Genomic DNA, 22,808 nt, shown 5'->3' on the forward strand with positions numbered 1-22,808 from the left:
CCCTATTTTGCTGAGGTTTTATAAATAAGCGCTTTTAAGCTACGGTCACTGTCTATTTCAATAAAACCAGCCGTAGGAGCTAGGCGCTCAACAAACTCAATGGCATCTTGGGTATGCTCTGCAATCAGTGCTTTGAATGCACTTTCACTTAGCTCAGGGCTATTTGCGCAGAGCAAAAGCTGGGTATTACTATTAAGTAACTCTGGTAAACGTCGTAATACTTTTTGATAGTCTTTAGTGAGTATAAAACTGCCTTTTTGAAAGCTAGGCGGATCGACAATGATCAAATCAAACGGTGCCGCTTTTTTTAGCTTACCAAAGGATTTTAAAATATCATGAGGTAAAAAGCTCACGCCGCGCTCAAAGCCATTCAATTGATGATTTTGTTTACCTGTGCGTAATACGCCTTTATTCATATCCATGTTGATCACGGAATCAGCCCCACCCTGCATCGCACTGACTGAAAAACCGCACGTATAAGAGAATAAATTAAGGACCTTTGCGTTTTGGCTGTTGCTACTTACAAACTCGCGGCCACTTCGCATATCAGGGAAGATACCGGTGTTTTGACGACTCATTAAATCAACAATAAATTCAACGGCACCCTCTTTTACTGTATGACGCTCAGGTAATGTTCCCTGCACTAATTTATTTTGTGTTTGTAACCCAGCTCTTTGCTGGTAAACCATCGCCGTAACCTGCTCAGGTGCATGTTGTTGCGCCCATTGCCACACCTGTTCAGTTAATATATTTAACGTGTCATCGTCTATTTCTTCATACGATACTAAAAACAAGCTCGGTGGGTAAAAGTCTAGATTTAAATGACTTAAATGCTCAACACTGTGACCACGACCATGAAAAATACGGCACAGCTCATTAGCTGCAAGCGGTGCACTTTCAAGTGCACTAATAAGAGGAGAAAAATTATGCATTTTTAATCAACTGTTGTTGTAATTCGTGTATTTCATCGCGTACTGAGGCGGCCTTTTCAAACTCAAGGTCGCTCGCATAGGCATGCATTTTACTCTCAAGTTGTTTAATCTGCGCCGCAATCTCTTTTGCACTAAGCACTTGCGTGGTTTCTTTACGAATAAGTTTTAAGTTATCTTGTGGACCGGCTTGCTCACCTACATCCATAATGTCGGTTATTTTCTTCAGCAGTGCTTTAGGCTCTATACCATGCTTTACATTGTAGGCATGTTGGATATCACGACGACGCTGAGTTTCGTCCATCGCTTTGGCCATCGACTTAGTTACCCGATCAGCATATAAAATGGCACGGCCATTTAAGTGCCGTGCAGCACGCCCTATTGTTTGTATAAGCGAACGAGCCGAGCGTAAAAAGCCTTCTTTATCAGCATCAAGTATCGCCACTAACGACACTTCTGGCATGTCTAAACCTTCACGTAGTAAGTTAATACCCACTAACACATCAAACACCCCAGCACGAAAGTCACGAATAATCTCAACGCGCTCGACAGTGTCTATGTCTGAGTGTAAATAACGTACTTTTACATTATGCTCATTGAGGTAGTCGGTTAAATCTTCGGCCATGCGCTTAGTCAGTGTTGTAACTAACACCCGCTCATCAATCTCCACCCGTTTATAAATTTCAGAGAGTAAATCATCAACCTGGGTGCCTACAGGGCGCACTTCTATTTCAGGGTCGAGTAAACCAGTTGGGCGAATAACTTGCTCAGCAATATCATCGCCACAGCGCTCTAGTTCAAAGTCCCCTGGGGTTGCTGAAACATAAATAGTCTGTGGCGCAATGGCTTCAAACTCTTCAAATCGAAGTGGTCGGTTATCCATTGCTGATGGCATCCGAAAACCGTATTCAACTAAATTTTCTTTACGGCTGCGATCACCTTTATACATAGCGCCAATTTGCGATACGGTAACGTGTGATTCATCAATGATCATTAATGCATCGTCAGGCAAATAATCCAGTAACGTAGGTGGTGGATCGCCAGGCGTACGGCCCGATAAATAACGGCTGTAGTTTTCTATGCCTGAACAATAACCAAGCTCGGTCATCATTTCTATGTCGTACTGGGTTCGCTGTGCAACGCGCTGCTCTTCAACCAGCTTATTAGCACTGAGCAGTTGTGCACGGCGTTCTTTAAGTTCTGCTTTAATATGCTCTACCGCATCAAGAATCTTCTCGCGTGGCGTAACATAGTGCGTTTTAGGGTAAATAGTCGCACGTACAATGTGCTTCTCAATTGCACCAGTGAGTGGATCAAAAATACTTAAGCGCTCTATTTCGTCATCAAACATTTCAACGCGTACGGCATAGGTGTCTGACTCTGCAGGAAATATATCGATTACTTCGCCCCGCACTCGATAGGTACCACGACTAAAATCAATGTCGTTACGGGTGTATTGTAATTCAGCTAATCGGCGTAACATATCGCGTTGGTCAACGGTTTCACCGACTTTTAATAACAGCATCATTTTCATGTATGAATCAGGGTCACCCAAACCATAAATGGCTGATACTGAGGCCACTATTATCGTGTCACGGCGCTCTAACAAGGCTTTAGTCGCACTTAAACGCATTTGTTCTATGTGTTCATTAATTGAAGCGTCTTTTTCGATAAATGTATCGCTGGCAACAACATAAGCCTCAGGCTGATAATAATCATAATAAGAGACAAAATATTCAACAGCATTATTGGGGAAAAACTCTTTCATCTCACCGTAAAGTTGTGCTGCTAAAGTTTTATTGTGCGCCATAATAATCGTTGGGCGATTTAAATCATTAATAATGTTCGCCATGGTAAATGTTTTACCAGTCCCGGTAGCACCAAGTAAAGTTTGGTGAGCTAAACCAGCTTCTAGCCCTTCGCAAAGCTGGGCAATCGCAGTGGGTTGATCGCCACTTGGGGTAAACTGTGATACCAATTGGAAATGGTCACTCATGCTTGGCACTCCTTAACTGGTTGATTATTAATAGCGTCTAGCTCTTTTATAAACCACTTATACGCCACAATGCCGGTAAATACATTGCCTATTGCAGCACCTATTAACAGCCCTGACAACCCTGCAAGTACACTCCCCAGATAAGCAAATGGAACATAAAACACAAATAAACGCACCACACTCAAAATAAGCGCATTCATTGGCTTATGTAAGGCATTAAATGATGAATTAGATAAAATTATCACCCCTTGAAAGCCATAACTAAGCGGCAATGTGTATATAAAAAGCTTGATAACATCAATAACCATTTGCTCTTTACCAAACAATTGGCTGATGACACCTGAAAACACGATTAATAATAAATAAATAATAAATTGCCATACCATGACAAATTTTAACGTTGTACTGTAGGCACTCTTCACTCGGCTTAGCTTACCTGCACCAAAGTTTTGACTAATAAATGGGGGTAATGTCATTGATAAGGCAAGCACAACAAGGCTTGCAATGGATTCAACCCTACTGCCGACGCCAAAAGCGGCGACTGCTTCTGGACCATAACCCGCCACTAATGCTGTCATTACGGCCATAGCAATTGGGGTTAACATATTGGCTCCCGCTGCCGGAAAACCTATTTTTAATATCTTTTGCATTGATGCCAAAGGCGTTTGATTTCTCGCGTGTAAGCTTAACAGCCCTTTTTTTACGACTAAAATATATAAAATGATCACCACCGCAACTGACCACGCAATGACACTGGCGATGGCCGCACCTTGAATCCCTAAAGCAGGAATAGGACCAAAGCCAAAAATTAACACAGGATCAAGAACAGCATTAATCAGCCCTGCTCCCCCCATAACAATGCTTGGTGTTTTTGTATCGCCGCTAGCGCGAAGCACTGAATTACCAACCATTGGAGTAATCAAAAATACACTACCCAGAAACCAAACACTCATATATTCATGTATTAATGGGAGTGTATGCTGTCCTGCCCCAAGTAAACTAAATATGGGTTCAAGCATTAAATAGCCAAAAAGTGACAAACACAAAACCATTACTACGGCGATAATCAACGCCATGCTGGCATCAAAACGTGCTTCTTCTATATTGTTACTGCCTAGTGCTTTGGCAATCACTGCGGATGTTCCAATACCTAAGCCAATTGCTAAACTAATAACAGTAAACGTGACAGGAAAAGTAAAGCTCACAGCAGCTAAAGGCTCTGTTCCAAGCATACTGATAAAAAAAGTATCAACAAGATTAAACATCATTAACGTGATCATGCCAAAAATCATTGGTATGGTCATTCGTTTAAGTGTTGGAACTATAGGGGCATTTAATAAATCAGGAGATGTGTTTGTTTGCAAATTAGCGCGCATGGGAATAAATAAGCCTCTTTTATTAAGCGTGCTATTTTAAAGCATGATGCCTTTTCAAGCCATGCATTTATCAAATGAATCCCAACTAGCAGCAATAATTATTAAGAATAAGTAAACAGAAGCTACTTTCTCTACGAAAACTTACTATTTCAAGCTGTTTAACGAAAATTGTAGCCAACCTTTAGTAAAAAACAATAAAAATACAGCTTTGCAACTTTTTATCATATAAAACGTGTGGCCACTGCTGTATTTTTACACAAAATTTACTGATATCTAATCATCACGAATAAATTTACTCATCAATCAGTTGTTTTCCACCCTTAATTTTTAAGTTGTTGTTTTTATTAACAATAAAAAAAATGTTTTAAAGACTTGATATCCTTACAGCGCCCGAAAAATCAGGCTCAAACGATGTTCTTAAAGTTTCATAAACAGAGTTATCCACAGAAACCGTGGATAACTCTCTCAAACCCGCATTAATAAAGGCGTACAACCATACTCAAATTTCTATTCAAACTTCATGTTGGCGAATACTAACTTTAATGTATTTAATCAATCAGTTCAAAAAATATACTCAAACCAAACATTGCAGAAATATTAATGTAAGTGAATTATTTTTTATTATCGTATCTGAACAACTATATAACTGATATAGAATAACTTTTACTAACCTTCTACTCAGATCCTAAAAACCAAATTTAATTAAAGCAAAATATAATCATGGATTTTATTGCATGGGAATAATGAAATGCTTACTCATTAACTTAGTTTATGTCGCTGGCAAGCTCAACTTAGCTAAATATTCTTTCTGCCTCTTAAAATACTTTTTTATGATTTTGATGCCTTTGAGCGAGGCAACTGCATTTTAATACATTTATTACTCGCGTAACCCTAGCGAATTTTTGTACAAAACTAATTTGATTTTCGGTATTTGCTATTTCGACTGCTATTTTCGTGCGTTATAAAACGTACGATTAAAGCTATAAAACACACAGATCGAACATAAAAACATCGAATAGACTACTTTTTTGAATTTATGAAGTTTTTATGTTGACACTTTGCGGCTCCATCATTAATATTTCGCCCCGTTGAAAGGCATGACGCTTCCCCCTTAGCTCAGTTGGTTAGAGCGACGGACTGTTAATCCGCAGGTCCCCCGTTCGAGTCGGGGAGGGGGAGCCAAGTTTATCAGCCATAAACGATTCCCCCTTAGCTCAGTTGGTTAGAGCGACGGACTGTTAATCCGCAGGTCCCCCGTTCGAGTCGGGGAGGGGGAGCCAAGTTTATGCAATATGATATGTAGTTCCCCCTTAGCTCAGTTGGTTAGAGCGACGGACTGTTAATCCGCAGGTCCCCCGTTCGAGTCGGGGAGGGGGAGCCAAATCATATAATTTAAGTTATTGTAGTTCCCCCTTAGCTCAGTTGGTTAGAGCGACGGACTGTTAATCCGCAGGTCCCCCGTTCGAGTCGGGGAGGGGGAGCCAAGTTAACGAATCAATTAGACTTTTCTTAATATTTCCTCTACTCTACATCTGTCAAATAAATAATTTTTGTTATTACATTAACAACCAAATAAAACCTTTGACTGATCAAGGACTTGATTCCTTCCCTTTTGAACGACTTAAAGACTTAAAACATGGCTGGTTTTAAAAAACTTATATTAATACAACTTATTTCTTGGCTGTTACTAGCAAGTGTGGGCGGTTATTTTGTTGCTTTAGCTTTTGACAACGCAGCGAGCTCTGCACAAAAGAAAGCTCAAAATGTTGTGAGTAATTATATCAACGATCACACCATTGAAGAAATCTCACCACAACAGATTCAGCAAGCACTTGCTGATGGCAATACTTTTTCGTCATTTATTCTTCGCGATTATGATGGAAAAGAGCTTATAAATATTCAGTCCCCCACTCCATTGCCAAGTTTTGCGGCATTTGTTGAGAAACGTTTTAACTCTATACGCCCACAATTTGCGGTTAATAAAGCATCTGATATCAAAGTTGAATTCACAATTAATGCTCACAACCTAGGCGCATTGTTACAACAAGCCATGTTCATTGTTATTTTGGTTTCAGGATTGATGGCAATAATCCCCGTTATATTTATGAAAGCTATGCTCAAAAGGCTTAACAGAAATATAAGCATGACGGTGGCAGAGATTGTTGACGTTTATATAAATCAAAACCAGGTCAACAGCGGATTAGAAGCGTCTATTGATAATACTAAAATTAAAAGGCTTGCCGCTGATTTAGTGCCAAGCTTTAATCGGCTGTCACATTTTTTACAATCTAAACACGAAGATATCCAAAATGCAGCCCTCTCTATTAAGCAAGAAGCATATAAAGACGTAGTCACTGAGCTTGGTAACCGTAATATGTTTGTTGAATATTATGAAAAGCATATTGAGAGCAGCGAAAAAAGTACGTTTGGTTCACTGGCGATGGTCAGATGCAGTGAACTACAATCTATTAACCAAACTCGTGGTTACCAAAAAGGCGATGAATACGTTAAAGCCGTTGCTGATATTATTAAGCATATAAGTGGTACGTATACCGGAAGCAAAGTTTTCCGATTAAATAGCTCTGACTTTGCTGTAGTACTGCCAAACATTCCACTAAAAGAATCTGAACGTTTTGGTGATAACTTACAGTCCCGTTTTACCCAGTATCAACAAAACCAAGAACTCAGCTCCGTCGCTAATACAGGTATTGTTGGCTACGAAAAAGGCAAACCTTTAGGAGAGTTACTGTCAATTGTTGATAATGCTATGAGTATGGCACAATCAAAACAAGCAAATGCATGGCATGTACAACGAGACACTGACTTAATAAATAACGTCAGCGCTGGTTTTGGCAACCAAAATTGGCGCAAGGTTATAAACGAAGTAATTGAAGCTGAGCGAGTGCATTTGGTAATGCAAAACATTATGCCAATAGGCAAAAGTATTAAAGCTTATGCTGAGATTCAAGTACGTTTTAAAACCGAAGAAAACCAAGCGTTACCAACAGCTTCATTCTTAGCCATGGCTGAAAAACTCGATATGGCCATTGAAATCGACCGGCTTATTATTGGCACTTCATTAGAAAAAATCAAAAGCCGTAATTTTTCAGAAAAATACTTTGGAATCAACGTAACTGCATCGAGCGCCCATAATGACCAATTTGTCATTTGGCTAGAGCGCCGCTTATTAAAAGACACTAACATTGCTTCTAAACTGGTTTTTGAAGTCAGCGAATTCGGACTACAGCAAAATATTAAAGCTAGTAAACGCTTTATCGACATGGTGCACCGTGTCGGTGCTCGTATCACGGTTGAGCGTTTTGGTGTTGGTTTAACTTCATTTAAGTTTTTCCGAGATTTAAAGCCAGACTTTATCAAAATGGATGCAAGCTATACCCGCGGCCTAGAGGAAGATAAAAACAACCAATACTTTATGCGTTTAATGGTTGACTTAGCACATCGCATAGGCGTCAGTGTTTTTGCTGAAGGTATTGAAAGTCAAGAAGAAAAGCATATTGTTGAAACATTGTGTTTAGATGGTGTCCAAGGCTATTACATAGAAAAACCAAAAGATATCTAACATTTCACATTTCTAATAAGGCGCGTCTAGCGCCTTATTGCTGCCCGTAAAAACACGCCGATACTAACAAGATCCAACTGACTTATATTGCAAAATTGTAAATGATAGTAAGTATCATTACTAAAGTAGCTTTTTTCCTTTTGATGTGTTGTTAAACTAGTGAGAAAAAAGGATAATGTCGACGATTATGATTGCTTGAGGCGAATATGACAGAATATGTCTTGCTGTTAATTGGCACTGTGCTGGTTAATAACTTTGTTTTAGTACAGTTTTTAGGTTTATGCCCTTTTATGGGGGTATCAGGTAAATTAGATACTGCTATTGGTATGTCGCTCGCGACGACCTTTGTACTGACGCTCGCCTCTGTAACAAGCTATTTAGTCAATCAGTATATTTTAGTTCCTTTAGATATCACTTTTTTACGTACAATGAGTTTTATTTTGGTGATTGCGGTCGTCGTTCAATTTACCGAAATGGTGGTAAAAAAAACCAGCCCTACACTCTATCGCTTGTTGGGGATATTCTTACCTTTGATCACCACTAACTGTGCAGTATTGGGGGTTGCAATATTGAATATTAAAGAAGACCATACTTTCTTACAATCAGCGGTTTATGGCTTTGGCGCTGCCGTTGGTTTTTCATTAGTGTTAGTTTTATTTGCCGCCCTACGCGAGCGCTTAGCTGCCGCAGACGTCCCCTCTCCTTTTAAAGGTGCATCTATTGCAATGATCACCGCAGGCCTTATGTCTATGGCCTTTATGGGTTTTACAGGATTAGTGAAGTTTTAACATGACCTTGTTTTATGCATTGCTGGCGCTTGGTTCGCTGGCACTTATTTTTGGCTTAATTTTAGGCTTTGCTGCTGTACGCTTTCGCGTGCAAGGCAGTCCTATTGTTGAGCAAATAGACACCATTTTACCGCAAACTCAATGTGGTCAATGTGGTTACCCTGGTTGCCGTCCTTATGCTGAAGCTATCGCCAATGGTGATGAAATCAATAAATGCCCACCAGGTGGTGAAGCGACCGTTAAAAAGCTGGCTGATTTAATGGGCGTTGAAGCCAAGCCACTTGCCGGAGGTGAGCAAGCTGATCCTGTTAAAACTGTTGCCTATATACGAGAAGATGAATGTATTGGCTGTACAAAATGTATTCAAGCTTGCCCTGTTGATGCCATTGTAGGTGCAACAAGGCAAATGCACACTGTACTGATAGATGAATGTACTGGCTGTGATTTATGTGTTGAACCTTGTCCTGTTGATTGTATTGATATGTTGCCCGTAGAAACCACAAAACAAACGTGGAAATGGCAACTAGATGCAATCCCAGTTACACAAATAGATTAAGGTCACACATGGAAAAGTTAATTCAGCAAATAAAACAAGGTAAAGTGTGGCCGTTTCCAGGCGGAATTCACCCACCGGGGCAAAAAGCACTGTCGAATACTCAGGCTATATCGCGCCTTCCGTTGCCTGATAAGCTTATTGTGCCACTTAAACAGCATATCGGTGCAAACGGTCAGCTCATCGTCGAAAAAGGTCAGTCGGTTTTAAAAGGCCAAGCACTCACTAAGCCTGTTGCTAATTGGTCAGTGCCGGTGCATGCACCTACATCTGGTGTTATCGCTGACATTTGCCAGATGCCATCAGCACACCCATCAGCATTGCCAGAGTTAAGCATTATCATTACACCTGACGGCCAAGATACATGGTGTGAGCTTAACCCTATTGCCGATCCCAGTAACCTTACTCATCAAGAGTTAATTGATATTATCCATAACAGCGGTATTGCTGGCATGGGGGGAGCTGGTTTTCCTACATATATAAAAGCTGATAGTCGCAAGCCGATTGAATTTTTTATTGTTAATGCCGTTGAGTGCGAGCCTTACATCACCGCCGATGATGTTCTCATGCGCGAACACGCAGATCAAATCGTAAAGGGGATAGAACTGATGCAACAGTTACTATCTCCTACATTAACAATCATTGGCATCGAAGATAATAAGCCTGAAGCCATTGCATCGATGAAGCATGCGGCTCAGCACAATGCTAAAATTATCGTGCAAACCGTGCCAACCGTATACCCGTCAGGGGGTGAAAAGCAGTTAATTCAATTATTAACTGACAAAGAAGTTCCCAGTGGTGGAATACCTGCCGATATTGGTGTACTGGTGCAAAATGTGGGGACCTTGTTCGCCATTGAACAAGCGGTGACACAAGGCAAGCCACTTATAGAGCGTGTGATCACTGTCACTGGTAATACAATTCACAATGCAGGAAATGTTTGGGCTCTATTAGGCACTGAGATAAAGCACTTATTAGATTGCCAAGGTTTTTCGCCTGTTCCTCAGCAACGTGTATTAATGGGTGGGCCTATGATGGGCTTTACTCTTCCTACAGTGCGCATTGGTGTAGTTAAAACTACAAACTGTATTTTAGCACCTGATCATAATGAGCTAGCAGAGCCAGGCCCAGAGCAAGCATGTATTCGCTGTAGTGCCTGCGCTGATGCATGCCCTGCTTCTTTATTACCTCAACAGTTACAATGGTTCGCTAAGTCAAAAGAATACGACAAACTCAAAGAATATAACTTATTTGACTGTATTGAATGTGGGGCATGTGCGTATGTATGCCCAAGCGAAATTCCTTTAGTTCAATACTACCGTGTCGCTAAAGTCGAGATAAAAGAGCAACAAGCAGAACAAGTTAAAGCTGAACGGGCAAAAGAGCGATTTGAACTGAGAAAAGAGCGCTTAGAACGTGAACAAGAAGCAAGGCAAAATCGCCATAAACGCAAGCCTGCAGCGAAATCGGCTGATGAAAAGCAAAAAGTCGCAGATGCGCTAGCACGAGTTAAAAAATCAGACGATAAAGCAGACAGTAAATCAGCCGTCGCTGCTGCCATTGCCCGTGCTAAAGCTAAAAAGCAAACAGGTGAATTAGAGCCAGATAATAGCGAAGTAGCGCAAGAGCGCGCTGCACGTAAAGAACAAGCACGGGCCTACAAAGCGCAAAAAGAAGCTGAGAAAAACTCAACAACGCAAGAAACAGGTGATAAGAAATCAGCCGTTGCTGCGGCAATTGCACGTGCTAAAGCTAAAAAAGCCGCGCAAGCTAATAATAGCGATACCGCTGATGCGCCTGTTGATGACAAAAAAGCGGCTGTCGCAGCCGCTATTGCCCGCGCTAAAGCTAAAAAAGCTGCGCAAGCTGATAATAGCGAAACCGCTGATGCGCCTGTTGATGACAAAAAAGCGGCTGTCGCAGCCGCTATCGCCCGTGCGAAAGCGAAAAAAGCAGCCAAACAGACTGATACGGCACAATCGGATGAACTAACAACCGACGACGAATCAAGTCAAGTGCAAGAACCTTCACCGCAAACCGCAGATGATAAAAAGAAAGCTGCCGTTGCAGCCGCTATCGCCCGCGCTAAAGCTAAAAAATCAGCCAAAGAGACTGAGACTGCACAATCGGATGAAGTAACAACCGACGACGAATCAAGCCAAGCACAAGAGCCTGCTCCGCAAACCGCAGACGATAAAAAGAAAGCGGCCGTCGCTGCAGCTATCGCTCGCGCCAAAGCGAAAAAAGCGGCCAAAGAGACTGAGACACCACAATCGGTTGAAGTAATAACCGATGACGAGTCAAGTCAGGTGCAAGAACCTTCATCGCAAACCGCAGATGATAAAAAGAAAGCTGCTGTTGCAGCCGCTATCGCCCGCGCTAAAGCAAAAAAACGCCAACAAGAAGGAAGTGATAAGTCATGAAGTTAACCATGGCAAGCTCGCCCCACAATCATAGCCATAAATCACTTAATAAACTGATGCTGACTGTGATTTTAGCCTGTATTCCGGGTTTAATTGCCCAGCTGGTGTTTTTTGGCACAGGTGTTTTAATACAACTGATCCTAGCACTGCTCACCGTCAGTGTTGCAGAAGCGGCTATCATGCGGATACGTAAACGCCCAGCACTGACAGCGTTGAGTGACGGCAGTGCTTGGTTAACCGCAGTATTACTCGCTTTAAGCATTCCGCCACTTGCCCCTTGGTGGATTATTGTCATTGGTTGTTTATTTGCCATCATTATTGTGAAACAGCTGTATGGTGGCTTAGGGTTTAACTTATTTAATCCAGCCATGGCTGCCTATGTTTTACTGCTTATCTCATTTCCAGTACAGATGACTGCTTGGCTACCTACGGCCGATTTATTGGCAAAGCCAATAAGCTTTACTCAGCAGCTGAGTGTTATTTTTAATGGTTATACAACAGCTGGTTTTAGCGTTGATCAACTTAGGGTAGGCATTGATGGTATGACGATGGCCACCCCCCTAGATACGGTTAAGACTGATGTCGCACATGGTTTAACAATCACTGAAAGCATGCAGTCGCCACTATTTAATCAATGGCTTGGTAAAGGCTGGGGATGGGTAAACCTTGGCTTTTTGCTAGGTGGATTATATTTAATTAAAACTAACGTTATCAATTGGCACATTCCAGTTAGTTTTATCGCAACACTTGCAATATGTAGTGGCATTGGCTATCTCGTTGCCCCAGGCACAGAGCCAGGTGTCGTGTTTCACCTATTTAGTGGTGCAACCATGCTCGGCGCATTTTTTATAGCCACAGACCCTGTTTCAGCTGCTACAACGAATCGTGGGCGTTTAGTATACGGTGCATTAATTGGCTTATTAATTTATCTGATCCGTACATTTGGCGGTTTTCCTGATGCTGTCGCTTTCTCAGTGTTGCTTTTAAATATGGCAGTCCCTTTAATTGACTATTACACACAGCCTCGAACATACGGCCATGGGATGAAAAAATGATCCTACCTTCAATGACAAAAAATGGCGCGATATTGACCCTTTTTGCGCTGCTTACAACAGGCGCTGTTGCAATTATTCATGAATTAACAGCTGACAGTATTGCTGAGCAAGAACGTAAGCAGCTATCAACCCAATTACAAGAAGTGCTGGATCCTAGTTTTTACGATAATGTTTTATATAATGATTGCGCCCTCATTAATGAGCCATTATTAGCTAAAACACCACAGATTGTTTACCGAGCTCGAAAAAATGGTGAGCCTGTTGCCTTAGTTATGCGACATATCACCCCTAAAGGCTACAGTGGTGATATTGAGCTGTTAACCGCGGTATTTGCTAATGGTGATATTGCAGGTGTTCGTGTGACTAAGCATGAGGAAACTCCTGGCCTTGGTGACAAAATTGAAATTAAAAAATCACCTTGGATCACTGTATTTAATGATAAAACAGTCTTGGGCGAAGACGACGAACGCTGGGCGGTAAAAAAAGATGGCGGTAGTTTTGACCAGTTCACTGGTGCCACAATTACACCTCGCGCTGTTGTTGGCTCTGTAAAACACGCTGTGCTATTCTCTCAAACTCAATTTGATGCTGTATTTAATGCATCTAACGCATGCAAAGTAGGTGAGTCATGAGCCAATTAAAAGAACTTTTTAACGAAGGAATGTGGAAAAACAACCCTGCCCTCGTCCAGTTACTTGGTTTATGTCCATTACTCGCTGTCACGTCAACTGTCACCAATGCAATGGGGCTGGGACTGGCAACTTTAATGGTGCTAGTCGGTTCTAATGTTACTATTTCTGCTGTAAGAAACTGGGTACCAAAAGATATTCGGATTCCTGTCTTTGTGATGATCATCGCAGCCTTTGTAACAATTATTCAGCTTTTAATGAATGCCTATACATTTGGCCTGTATCAATCTTTGGGGATTTTCATACCCCTTATTGTTACTAACTGCGCCATTATTGGTCGCGCAGAAGCGTTTGCATCAAAAAACCCAGTGCATTTATCCGCCTTTGACGGACTCATGATGGGCGCAGGCTTTATGGTGGTATTGTTAGTTTTAGGAGCAATGCGAGAAGTCATTGGGCAAGGCACTCTTTTTGATGGTGCCGATTTATTACTTGGCCCATGGGCTGCTGTTTTGCGCATCGAAATATTTAGCTTTGACAATCAATTTTTACTGGCCATATTACCACCAGGTGCTTTTTTAGGGTTAGGTTTATTAATTGCAGCTAAAAATGTGATAGATGCACAAATAAAAGCAAAGCAAGTAGCACCGCCAGAAGCAGAAAAAGGCCCAAGGGCACGAGTAACTAGTTTAACTTAAGGGGAAGCGTATAGCTTAGCTGTACGTTTAAGTTGCATGAATAAAGAAAAACGCTACGAGATTTTAACTCGTCTACGCGATGATAATCCACATCCAGAAACCGAGCTTGAATACTCAAGCCCATTTGAATTACTTGTCGCGGTCACATTATCTGCGCAAGCCACAGACGTAGGCGTCAACAAAGCCACCCGAAAACTGTTTCCAGTTGCTAATACGCCACAAGCTATTTTAGATATTGGCCACGATACACTGCGAGACTACATTAAAACCATCGGCTTATTTAATTCAAAAGCTGCTAACGTGTATAAAATGTGTGAAATTCTCGTCAATCAACACAACAGCGAAGTCCCTGAAAACCGTGAAGCCCTAGAAGCCCTCCCTGGCGTTGGCCGTAAAACTGCCAATGTAGTACTCAACACCGCATTCGGCTGGCTAAAAGATAATGAAGGTAGATACTTTTTAGCAGTAGATACTCACATCCAACGTCTTGCAAACCGTACTGGTTACGCTAAGGGTAAGACTGTTGAGCAGACTGAACAGGCTATAATTAAAAATACGCCAAATAAGAAAGAATTTATGTTTAACCTCCATCATTGGTTTATTTTACATGGGCGCTATACGTGTACAGCGAGAAAACCAAAATGTGGAAGTTGTATAATTGAGGATTTGTGTGACTATAAAGAGAAAACTGAGTCATAGTTAAGAGTAGTTATTTTTTAATTAGCATAAACCTTTTAACGGTCACATCTTTAGTTTCTATTTAAGAAGCTGGCGATTTGATTCTCATATGAGCCTTTATTCGGCCAGCACCAATTAAATTGAAAATTTGCGTTAACTTCAGAATAGTTTGAATTTAAGCGAGGTGTTGCAAATAGATTATGATTTATTAATTAGAGCCCAGCTAAAACCTAAAATTTAAATACGGAGTTAATTGGAAGCTATTTCCGGTTTGTGCCATAAGCCGACCTTGAGACACATAAAGATTAAGACTGCAAAGATACGAAAGCGGAAGTTAGCTTTGGCCTGTTTAACGACAAATATTCCGACAAAGCAGTCATGACTATTAGTTTATTGTTAAATCTAATCTTTCTTTTCGTTCATCTACTCAATAACCCCACGCTAAACGTGACTTTAGCGTGGGGTTAGAGTTCACAGTCATTTTATCTGGATAGCTCTTTTATTTTTTTCTCTGAAAACCAGCGATATAAAACAGGTAAAACAAATAATGTTAACAGTGTTGCAGTTACCAAGCCGCCAACAATAACACTCGCTAAGGGGCGCTGTATTTCTGCACCAACACCATTAGACATTAACATCGGTATCAAACCTAAAGCTGATGTTATAGCAGTCATAAGTACAGGTCTTAATCTTGAAGTAGCGCCTTCAAAAACGGCTTTAGATGCTTCTAGACCGTCTTTAATACGTTGGTTGATACTTTCTACCATAACGACCCCATTCAATACCGCTACACCAAATAAGGTAATAAAGCCAACGGAGCTTGGTACAGACAAGTATTGTCCAGATAAATATAAGGAGAAAACTCCGCCAATTACAGCAAGCGGCACGTTGACCAATATCAGCATAGCTTGACCAACAGAACCAAAGGCAAAGTAAAGTAGTAGTGCGATTAGTGCTAACGATAAAGGTACAACTATAGCTAACCTATTTTGAGCACGTTTTTGACTTTCGAACTGGCCGCCAATCGAAACAGAATAACCTGAAGGTAAGTCAACCTTTTCAGCAATTACCGTTCTGATATCGGCAACCACGCTTCCCATATCTCGATTTTGTACATTTGCTTGGATAACGACTCTTCGTTGTACATCATCGCGTCTAACTTGTGGTGGGCCTGACTCAAATGAGACTGAGGCTACGTCACCCAGTCGCACCCAAGCACCAGTAGGTGATTGAAGCCGAATATCAGCAATAGCTTCTTTGTTACTTCGGTACTCTTCCTCTATGCGAACGTAAATATCATAACGTTCATTACCATTGATTATTTGTCCGGCTTCAACACCACCAATACCATCACGCACAACCTCCATTATGTCACTCACAGACAATCCAAAGCGCGATAGTTCTTGCCTGTTAGGACTTATCACCAATTGCGCTTCACCAGCAATTTGCTCCAATGCAACATCCCTTGCACCTTCAATGTTTTTAATTGCTGTTTCTATTTCTTGACCTTTAGCCGCCAGTACCTCAAGTTCAGGCCCAAACAACTTTATCGCCAACTGAGCCTTAACACCAGATAGTAGCTCATCGACACGAGTCGCAATAGGTTGAGAAAAGTTGAGTAGCAACCCAGGGAATTCTTCTAAAGATCTCTCCATTTTTCCTTGAAGTTCATATCGATTAGATGCACTGGTCCACTCAGAAACAGGCTTCAACCCTATGTAAATTTCGATGTTATTCACAGGCTCTGGGTCTCCACCTATTTCTGCTCGACCAATTCGGCTTAATGCATAGGTTACTTCAGGGAAAGCCATTAGTTTTTCTTCTAGAATTGGTGCCACAGTGAGCGCGGTATCTAAACTGGAAGAAGGTGCAAGCGTTGCTCTTAAGTTTATCGTCCCTTCTTCTAACTCAGGTACAAATTCAGTACCAATTAATGGAACTAATGCAAAGGCAGAGAAAACTAATATAAGTGCGGCTGAAATGACTAATTTGGTGCGTTTTAGTGCGAATGTAAGCCCTTTTCTGTAGAGTTTGTCTAATGGCCTAAGAACAAAGCTTTCCCTCTCTTTTACACCTGACTTAAATAAATAAGTAGCTAAAGCGGGTACAACAAACAACGCAACCACAATAGCAGATATAACAGCTAAAATGATGCTTATTGCCATAGGTTGAAATAACTTTGCCTCAACACCTTCAAAGCTAAATAAAGGCGTAAATACGACTAAAATAATAGAAGCTGCAAAAAATACGGGACGAGCCACTTCTTTACCCGCATTTTGAAGACGTAACTTAATACCATGCTCATCTTGTTCTACATCATGTGGATCAGTATCAGCACTAGGCACTCTTTCTTTTACAGTTTTTAAATGGGTAGAGTCTGGTCTATTTAAATGCTTAAACATGTTTTCAACCATCACGACTGAACCATCAACTAGCATACCAATGGCTACGGCAATGCCACCCAATGACATAAGGTTTGCAGAAATGCCCCACCAAGCCATGATCATTAACGCGATACCAATTGAAATTGGAATAGATATTAGGACAAGGAAGGTTGCACGTATATTCATTAAAAATAGTGCTAATACAATACAGATGAAAATAAATGCTAGTAATAGTGCATCAACTACTGTATCAACGGCTTTTTCAATCAAATCAGCCTGATCATAAAATGGTTCAAAGCGAACACCTTTAGGCAATGCTTGATTAATTAATGGGATTCTTGCATTGATACCATCAATGGTGGCTTTAGTATTAGACCCCATGCGTTTTAAGACAATGCCAGAGACAACTTCACCTAAATTTTCGACTTTACCGTCTTCGGTTTTGCGCGTCATTGTGACAGCACCTTGACGAATTTCACTGCCCATTTCAACTTTAGCAATATCCGAAACCGTCACAACTGTCCCATCAACTGTTTTGACGGGAACTTGTTTGATATTACTAATACCAGCGTCACCACTTTCAAACCAACCTGCACCTCTAATAACAAGCTGCTCTTGCCCACGGTTCATATACCATCCGCCAACATTGGCATTGTTGTTATCTAGGGCACCAACAACGTCTTCTTGCGTTAGGTTATAAGAAAGAAGCTTAGATGGATCTACATTTACTTGGTACTGCCTAACAATACCTCCAAAGGAGAGTACATCAGTAACACCATCGACAGGCATAACGAGTAATTTTACTACCCAATCATTGAGACTCCTGAGTGCCATAGCATCATAGCCTGCATCTTTATCTGAAATAAGAAGGTACTGAAATACTTGGCCTAGCCCTGAGGTGTTTGGCCCCATTTCGGGTGTGCCGACACCTTCTGGTATCAGTTCTTTTGCGGCTTGAAGACGCTCAAATACAAGTTGTCTTGCAAAGTAAATGTCGGTGCCTTCTTTGAAAACAACCGTGACGCCAGACAAGCCTGTTTTAGAAATTGAGCGCACTTGTTCTACATCAGGTAAGGCATACATGACCGCTTCAATGGGGTACGTAATGAGTTGTTCAACTTCTTCAGCAGCTAGTCCTGGCGCTTCAGTATTTACAGCAACTTGAACATTAGTAACATCAGGAAAGGCATCTAAATTTAGTTTTGGTATAACCATAATTGCGCCGACAATTGTGGCAAACAGCGCAATCAAAATCAGGAGTCTATTATTAACAGACCAATCTATTATTTTATTAAACATAGTCTTGCTCCTTAGTGGTTATGCGGATCAAATCCGCCTTTAGCGATTTCAGAAGCAACAAAAAATGCGCCTTTGGTTACAATTCGCGTCCCACTATCAAGGCCAATGATTTCCCTAAAATCACCTAAGGCTCGGCCTAGTTCTACTTCTACAGCTTTAAATTCTCCAGGGTGGTCTTCGACAAATACGGTCCAATCACCATCTGCGCTGCGGATCAATGCTTCTTCTGGCACAGCCATCACTTTCTGCTTTGTGGCAAACTGAAAGTAAACTTTTACAAACATACCTGAATGAAGGTTATCATCAGCATTCTGTACCCCCAATCTAATAATTCTTGTACGAGTTACGGGATCAATTGTATGGGCTTCTTGGATAACTTTGGCATTGTAACTCTGGCCTTCTAATTTAAGTACCGCAGGAGAATCAATTGATAAATTTAGCTTTTTATTTGGAGAAACTTTTGCTTCAACCCATAGTTGTTTTTCATCAGCTAACAACATGACTGAATCCCCAGCATCAACACGTTGCCCTTGGATAAAGTCGTCTTGAAGCACGACACCTTCACGGTGCGCCGTTAATGCATATTGCCCAAATGCTTTAATGTCTTTGTTAGAAATACCATTTATTGCTTTTTCAGTTAACCCTAAAGCAATGAGCTTGCCATAGCTCGCATTGTATGTTGTTTCAGCTTGTAATAATCGACTTTCACTCACCGTCTTATTACCCAGCTTTTTTACACGTTGCCATTCGGTTGAAGCGATTAAATAGTCAGCTTGTGCTTGTGCCATTGCTTCACTAAATAATGTAACTAACTTCTGACCTATTTCTACATACTCGCCAAGCGCTGCATGGCGACTGATAATGACTGACTCTGTACGTGGTGATACCACATAACTTTTATAGCCATTAGCTTTTATTTCGCCAGGTGCATATACGGAGCTAAATTGATATTCAGGCTTAACACTTTCCACTTTAATTTTAGCAAGCGACATCTTCTTTGGATCAATAGTGATACCTTCTTCATGTTCTTCTTCTCCCTCTTTATTACCACCTTCATGGCCGTGCTCGTCATGGTCACCTTTATCTTCTTCATGTCCCTTTTCGTGTTCATGCTCATCTTGATGTTCTTTTTCTTCTTGTTTCGAAACGTTTGTGACAGAACCAGTTCCATCTGACGACTGTGCAAAAGCATCATGATTTGTAGTAAACCCAACTAACAGGCTGCTAATTACTACGGCTAAAAATTTTTTACTAATTACTGTATTCATTTTTGTAACCTATATTTTTAATAAATTTAAGATTTCGTTTTTCGCTACTGAAAAAACAAAGCGCTCAAATCTCAAATTTGGATAACTGACCCATACTTAAAATGAAGGATATTTCTGCAAGCTTGAATTGATTTTCCAAACGTATTCCTGCATGAAGCCCTTCCGCACGTTGATTTAATGCAAGTAAGTAGTCAGAAGTATTAATATCACCAGCTTGCCAGCGCTTATTTAATAAGTTTTCGCTGCTATCTAATCTGCCTTTTGTCAGTTTTTGCCATTGCTCATAATATTTTCTACTGACATTAAGCGATTCATAATTAGCTTTTGCTTCAAAAGACTGCTTTCGATATACCGACTGAAAATTCGCCTCGGCTGCAATGGCTTCTGAATAAGCGGCTTTAACATTATCTGTATAGTTATTTCTGATGTTTAAAGGCATTGAAAAAGTCACACCAACCAAGTCTTCATCTCCACTTTTCCCTGCGCTAACGCCAATGGTTGGATTAGCTTTAGATTCCATAGTGGTTAGTTGAGCTTTAGATTGTTGTCCCTTCCATTTCGCTCTAGCAAGTTTAACTTTTGGATGTTCCTCAACCCACTGGGAGTTAAATGAGTAGCTTGTTGCTCCAAAAGTAAATGAAAACAAATTGGTAGTATTAGGCGTCCAATCAGGCAATAACTCCTGAACCTTTACCTCTGCATTTTTCAAAGCAATTTGAGACTCAGATATTTCACTAAAAATTTGCGACAAGTTTAAATAGACTAGCTCAGCGTCAAGTGGCTCTAGAAGTCCAGCTTTTCGTTTGTCTTCAACAATTCCAACGAGCGTTTGCAATTGCTCTTCTCTTTCTGAAAGTAACTGAGCAGCTTTTTTTGCTGCTTGCCAATTAACTAATGCAGTTAAGGCATTAGCCTTTTTAGAATCGAGTAGAGATAACAATTGTTGCTGGTTTGCATAAACATCAATTTCACCAATGGTTTTATTTGTTGATTGCTTATCCCAAAAATCTATCGTTTGACTGATACCAATAGAGTAATTATCAAAATCACCTTCTTTTTCATAGCTTGCTTCAAGCTCTGGGTTATATACGGCTTGAGTTAAGCTTTTGGCTCTATGATTACTTGCATTAAGTAACTCTTTAGCCGCAACAACTTCGGGATCTTTATTTATTTGACTATCTAGCCATGAAATACTTTTCTGTTTGCCATAAGTGGCAACTGAAAAACTCACAGCCATGCATAAAGACAGGGTTAAACCTGTATTTTTTAAAAATATATACATAAAACTTCTTAATTTTTTAATTTATAAACACGAACCCTTTATCCTTCTCATGGACAAATAGGTCATTAAAAATCAATCTAATTAAGAAATGGGTGGGCGAAGTATCGCTTCAAGGTAAGTATTTGTTTGATCAATTTGATAAGGCGTTTTATTGATAATGTTTAGTTTGCCCGTGGTATTTGAATTACTGACTAAAATCCAAGATAAGTGGCTGCCACTGCAATGACCGCAGTGATGACAATCTTTTTCATTATGCTGCTCATCACCTACATTATCATTTGAGACATTTCGATCATCTGCATGATCATGTTGAGTTTGAAGGTGCTCTATATCTATTTGGTGATTCTCAGATGTTGAGGATGCTACAGCAGTTAACGATTGTAAAACAATCGAAATAACCAAGAGCATTTTTAGTACAACATTAAGGTTCAAAGTTATCACCAGTTAAATATAGTATTTAAAATACTAGCAGAAACTATTTTCTTAAACTAGCTTTTCAATTCAGTTTCCACGCTTTTACATTAAATAATTTTTTATTTGACTCTATAGCCACTATAGATTTTATACTTATTTTAATATTATTACGGAGTGTTAAATATGTCAGAAAAATGTAGTGGTCAGTGTCAATCATCTTCTACCAATGAAGATGTAAAAATTGATACACAATTAGATAACTATAGTGGCGCGTTTGTCAGTACATTTAAAGTACCTCAAATGGACTGTCCTTCAGAAGAGAGATTGATTAGGTTAGCACTTGACTCAATTGAGCCTTCAGTTGGGTTGCAATTTGATATTCCTAGCCGTTTAGTCAAGGTTTTTCATGATGAAAATTTAGATGAGATAACAAAAAAATTACAACAACTCAATCTCGGTGCAGAGTTGGCATCAACTAAAGAAAGTTGCAGCACCGAAGCTGCAAAAGCAAAAGATCTAGCCCAAAAAAATGAGATGAAAGAAGCATCAACGCTAAAATGGTTGTTAGCCATTAATGGAGTCATGTTTTTTATAGAAGTAATTGCTGGGATTATTGCGCAATCTGCTGGCCTTATTGCCGACTCATTAGATATGTTTGCTGATGCTGCTGTTTATGGTTTAGCTATATATGCTGTCGGTAAAAGCATAAGCATGAAACTTAGAGCGGCACATATATCTGGTGTACTTCAAATTATTCTAGCGCTAGGTGCTTTGAGTGAAGTCGTAAGACGCTTTATTTACGGTAGTGAACCTATCTCTTCTTTAATGATGATATTTGGTGGAATAGCACTAATCGCTAACATTGCTTGTCTGTTTTTAATATTTGGCAACAAAGAAGACGGCGCTCATATGAAAGCGAGTTGGATTTTTTCCGCAAATGACGTAATCGCAAACGTAGGTGTAATCTTAGCTGGCTTATTAGTTACAGTAACTAGCAGCCGTTATCCAGATTTAGTGATTGGTTTGATTATTGCTGTTGTCGTTTTAAACGGTGCTCGCCGCATCTTACAGCTAAAGTCTTAAGTAGAAAGTAGTTAAAAGAATGCACCCGTCATATTTTAAACCATATATATCATACGTGATAATGATTTTAATCGCGGTGCAGTCTGTGTTTTTTTCGCAAGAAGAGATTGAAGGAAACTTAATTGAAAGTTCTTTTAATATATCACTAACTGAGTCTATTACCCCGCTAAAAGCTCCTGAAAGCTCTAATTTATTTGAGGAGGGTAATAGCCAAACTTTAATTGATAATTGTAATTTTTGTTGCTGCTGTCAGTTATTTTTAAATACAGATTCTTCTTGTAATATTTTACAAGCAATAGAATATTTCCCTACCTACGCCTTAGTTTCCCCTGAGCTAAAAGGCTATATCTCGGTGCCATTCCGCCCACCTAAA

At 40.3% G+C, this 22,808-nt stretch carries 16 protein-coding genes and 4 tRNA genes; 13 read left to right on the top strand and 7 right to left on the bottom strand.

From position 1 onward, the window contains the following. Nucleotides 1-2 precede the first annotated feature (2 nt). The 3 genes from B5G52_RS05415 to B5G52_RS05425 are packed head-to-tail and all read right to left on the bottom strand — an operon-like array spanning nucleotide 3 to nucleotide 4,301. Entirely contained in the window at nucleotides 3-932 is a 930-nt protein-coding gene (locus B5G52_RS05415; protein ID WP_087531689.1) for a class I SAM-dependent methyltransferase, read from the bottom strand. Beyond that, nucleotides 925-2,925: an excinuclease ABC subunit UvrB gene (uvrB, locus tag B5G52_RS05420; protein ID WP_087531690.1), complete on the bottom strand. Its 2,001-nt coding sequence runs from the start codon at nucleotides 2,923-2,925 to the stop codon at nucleotides 925-927. Before uvrB ends, B5G52_RS05415 begins: the two co-directional genes overlap by 8 nt. Next, nucleotides 2,922-4,301, bottom strand: coding sequence for an MATE family efflux transporter (locus tag B5G52_RS05425; protein WP_087531691.1), 1,380 nt, complete (start codon nucleotides 4,299-4,301; stop codon nucleotides 2,922-2,924). Before B5G52_RS05425 ends, uvrB begins: the two co-directional genes overlap by 4 nt. A 1,105-nt stretch (nucleotides 4,302-5,406) precedes the next feature. Here B5G52_RS05425 and B5G52_RS05430 point away from each other — a divergent pair. The 12 genes from B5G52_RS05430 (at nucleotide 5,407) to nth (ending at nucleotide 14,726) form a co-directional block, all read left to right on the top strand. Continuing rightward, nucleotides 5,407-5,483 (top strand) — tRNA-Asn (locus B5G52_RS05430). 21 nt (nucleotides 5,484-5,504) lie between these two features. Further along, nucleotides 5,505-5,581, top strand: a tRNA-Asn gene (locus tag B5G52_RS05435). 24 nt (nucleotides 5,582-5,605) lie between these two features. Then, nucleotides 5,606-5,682 (top strand) — tRNA-Asn (locus B5G52_RS05440). Between the two features lie 26 nt (nucleotides 5,683-5,708). Further along, nucleotides 5,709-5,785 (top strand) — tRNA-Asn (locus B5G52_RS05445). Between the two features lie 152 nt (nucleotides 5,786-5,937). After that, nucleotides 5,938-7,881 carry an EAL domain-containing protein gene (locus B5G52_RS05450; protein ID WP_087531692.1) on the top strand — a complete coding sequence of 648 codons (1,944 nt, stop codon included), beginning with the start codon at nucleotides 5,938-5,940 and terminating at the stop codon, nucleotides 7,879-7,881. 206 nt (nucleotides 7,882-8,087) lie between these two features. Further along, nucleotides 8,088-8,669, top strand: coding sequence for an electron transport complex subunit RsxA (gene rsxA / locus B5G52_RS05455; RefSeq protein WP_087531693.1), 582 nt, complete (start codon nucleotides 8,088-8,090; stop codon nucleotides 8,667-8,669). A 1-nt stretch (nucleotide 8,670) separates the two neighbouring features. Continuing rightward, entirely contained in the window at nucleotides 8,671-9,225 is a 555-nt protein-coding gene (gene rsxB, locus B5G52_RS05460) for an electron transport complex subunit RsxB (RefSeq protein WP_087531694.1), read from the top strand. A gap of 8 nt (nucleotides 9,226-9,233) precedes the next feature. Continuing rightward, nucleotides 9,234-11,645 (top strand): electron transport complex subunit RsxC, encoded by a 2,412-nt coding sequence (rsxC, locus tag B5G52_RS05465; protein WP_087531695.1) that lies wholly within the window; start codon nucleotides 9,234-9,236, stop codon nucleotides 11,643-11,645. After that, nucleotides 11,642-12,700, top strand: coding sequence for an electron transport complex subunit RsxD (rsxD, locus tag B5G52_RS05470; RefSeq protein WP_087531696.1), 1,059 nt, complete (start codon nucleotides 11,642-11,644; stop codon nucleotides 12,698-12,700). The genes rsxC and rsxD overlap by 4 nt, the downstream gene beginning before the upstream one ends. Further along, nucleotides 12,697-13,332 carry an electron transport complex subunit RsxG gene (gene rsxG / locus B5G52_RS05475; RefSeq protein WP_087531697.1) on the top strand — a complete coding sequence of 212 codons (636 nt, stop codon included), beginning with the start codon at nucleotides 12,697-12,699 and terminating at the stop codon, nucleotides 13,330-13,332. The genes rsxD and rsxG overlap by 4 nt, the downstream gene beginning before the upstream one ends. Then, nucleotides 13,329-14,027: an electron transport complex subunit E gene (locus B5G52_RS05480; protein WP_087531698.1), complete on the top strand. Its 699-nt coding sequence runs from the start codon at nucleotides 13,329-13,331 to the stop codon at nucleotides 14,025-14,027. The genes rsxG and B5G52_RS05480 overlap by 4 nt, the downstream gene beginning before the upstream one ends. Nucleotides 14,028-14,063: 36 nt before the next feature. Further along, nucleotides 14,064-14,726 (top strand): endonuclease III, encoded by a 663-nt coding sequence (gene nth / locus B5G52_RS05485; RefSeq protein WP_087531699.1) that lies wholly within the window; start codon nucleotides 14,064-14,066, stop codon nucleotides 14,724-14,726. Between the two features lie 461 nt (nucleotides 14,727-15,187). Here the strand turns inward: nth and B5G52_RS05490 are convergent, their stop codons facing one another. The 4 genes from B5G52_RS05490 to B5G52_RS05505 all read right to left on the bottom strand — a co-directional run bounded on the left by B5G52_RS05490 (nucleotide 15,188) and on the right by B5G52_RS05505 (nucleotide 21,370). Continuing rightward, the gene (locus B5G52_RS05490; RefSeq protein ID WP_004588883.1) at nucleotides 15,188-18,388 is read right to left on the bottom strand and encodes an efflux RND transporter permease subunit; all 3,201 of its coding nucleotides are present in this window, start codon (nucleotides 18,386-18,388) and stop codon (nucleotides 15,188-15,190) included. A gap of 11 nt (nucleotides 18,389-18,399) precedes the next feature. After that, complete coding sequence (locus B5G52_RS05495) at nucleotides 18,400-19,656, bottom strand: efflux RND transporter periplasmic adaptor subunit (RefSeq protein ID WP_010388432.1); 1,257 nt, start codon at nucleotides 19,654-19,656, stop codon at nucleotides 18,400-18,402. A gap of 64 nt (nucleotides 19,657-19,720) precedes the next feature. Then, on the bottom strand, nucleotides 19,721-20,938 hold the full coding sequence (locus B5G52_RS05500; RefSeq protein WP_010388430.1) for a TolC family protein: 1,218 nt from the start codon (nucleotides 20,936-20,938) through the stop codon (nucleotides 19,721-19,723). Nucleotides 20,939-21,019: 81 nt separating this feature from the next. Further along, nucleotides 21,020-21,370, bottom strand: a complete 351-nt coding sequence (locus B5G52_RS05505) for a hypothetical protein (protein WP_010557528.1) — start codon at nucleotides 21,368-21,370, stop codon at nucleotides 21,020-21,022. A gap of 165 nt (nucleotides 21,371-21,535) precedes the next feature. On the opposite strand from B5G52_RS05505, the gene B5G52_RS05510 reads away from it, so the two are divergent. Continuing rightward, complete coding sequence (locus tag B5G52_RS05510; protein WP_002962256.1) at nucleotides 21,536-22,435, top strand: cation transporter; 900 nt, start codon at nucleotides 21,536-21,538, stop codon at nucleotides 22,433-22,435. The last annotated feature ends 373 nt before the right edge of the window (nucleotides 22,436-22,808 follow it).

This window comes from Pseudoalteromonas sp. A601, from assembly GCF_002165575.1.
Classification (GTDB): Bacteria; Pseudomonadota; Gammaproteobacteria; order Enterobacterales; family Alteromonadaceae; genus Pseudoalteromonas.

Coding starts and splice junctions, on each gene's coding strand:
- B5G52_RS05415 (WP_087531689.1), bottom strand. CDS start 932: ATGCATAATTTTTCTCCTCTTATTAGTGCACTTGAAAGTGCACCGCTT.
- uvrB (WP_087531690.1), bottom strand. CDS start 2,925: ATGAGTGACCATTTCCAATTGGTATCACAGTTTACCCCAAGTGGCGAT.
- B5G52_RS05425 (WP_087531691.1), bottom strand. CDS start 4,301: ATGCGCGCTAATTTGCAAACAAACACATCTCCTGATTTATTAAATGCC.
- B5G52_RS05450 (WP_087531692.1), top strand. CDS start 5,938: ATGGCTGGTTTTAAAAAACTTATATTAATACAACTTATTTCTTGGCTG.
- rsxA (WP_087531693.1), top strand. CDS start 8,088: ATGACAGAATATGTCTTGCTGTTAATTGGCACTGTGCTGGTTAATAAC.
- rsxB (WP_087531694.1), top strand. CDS start 8,671: ATGACCTTGTTTTATGCATTGCTGGCGCTTGGTTCGCTGGCACTTATT.
- rsxC (WP_087531695.1), top strand. CDS start 9,234: ATGGAAAAGTTAATTCAGCAAATAAAACAAGGTAAAGTGTGGCCGTTT.
- rsxD (WP_087531696.1), top strand. CDS start 11,642: ATGAAGTTAACCATGGCAAGCTCGCCCCACAATCATAGCCATAAATCA.
- rsxG (WP_087531697.1), top strand. CDS start 12,697: ATGATCCTACCTTCAATGACAAAAAATGGCGCGATATTGACCCTTTTT.
- B5G52_RS05480 (WP_087531698.1), top strand. CDS start 13,329: ATGAGCCAATTAAAAGAACTTTTTAACGAAGGAATGTGGAAAAACAAC.
- nth (WP_087531699.1), top strand. CDS start 14,064: ATGAATAAAGAAAAACGCTACGAGATTTTAACTCGTCTACGCGATGAT.
- B5G52_RS05490 (WP_004588883.1), bottom strand. CDS start 18,388: ATGTTTAATAAAATAATAGATTGGTCTGTTAATAATAGACTCCTGATT.
- B5G52_RS05495 (WP_010388432.1), bottom strand. CDS start 19,656: ATGAATACAGTAATTAGTAAAAAATTTTTAGCCGTAGTAATTAGCAGC.
- B5G52_RS05500 (WP_010388430.1), bottom strand. CDS start 20,938: ATGTATATATTTTTAAAAAATACAGGTTTAACCCTGTCTTTATGCATG.
- B5G52_RS05510 (WP_002962256.1), top strand. CDS start 21,536: ATGTCAGAAAAATGTAGTGGTCAGTGTCAATCATCTTCTACCAATGAA.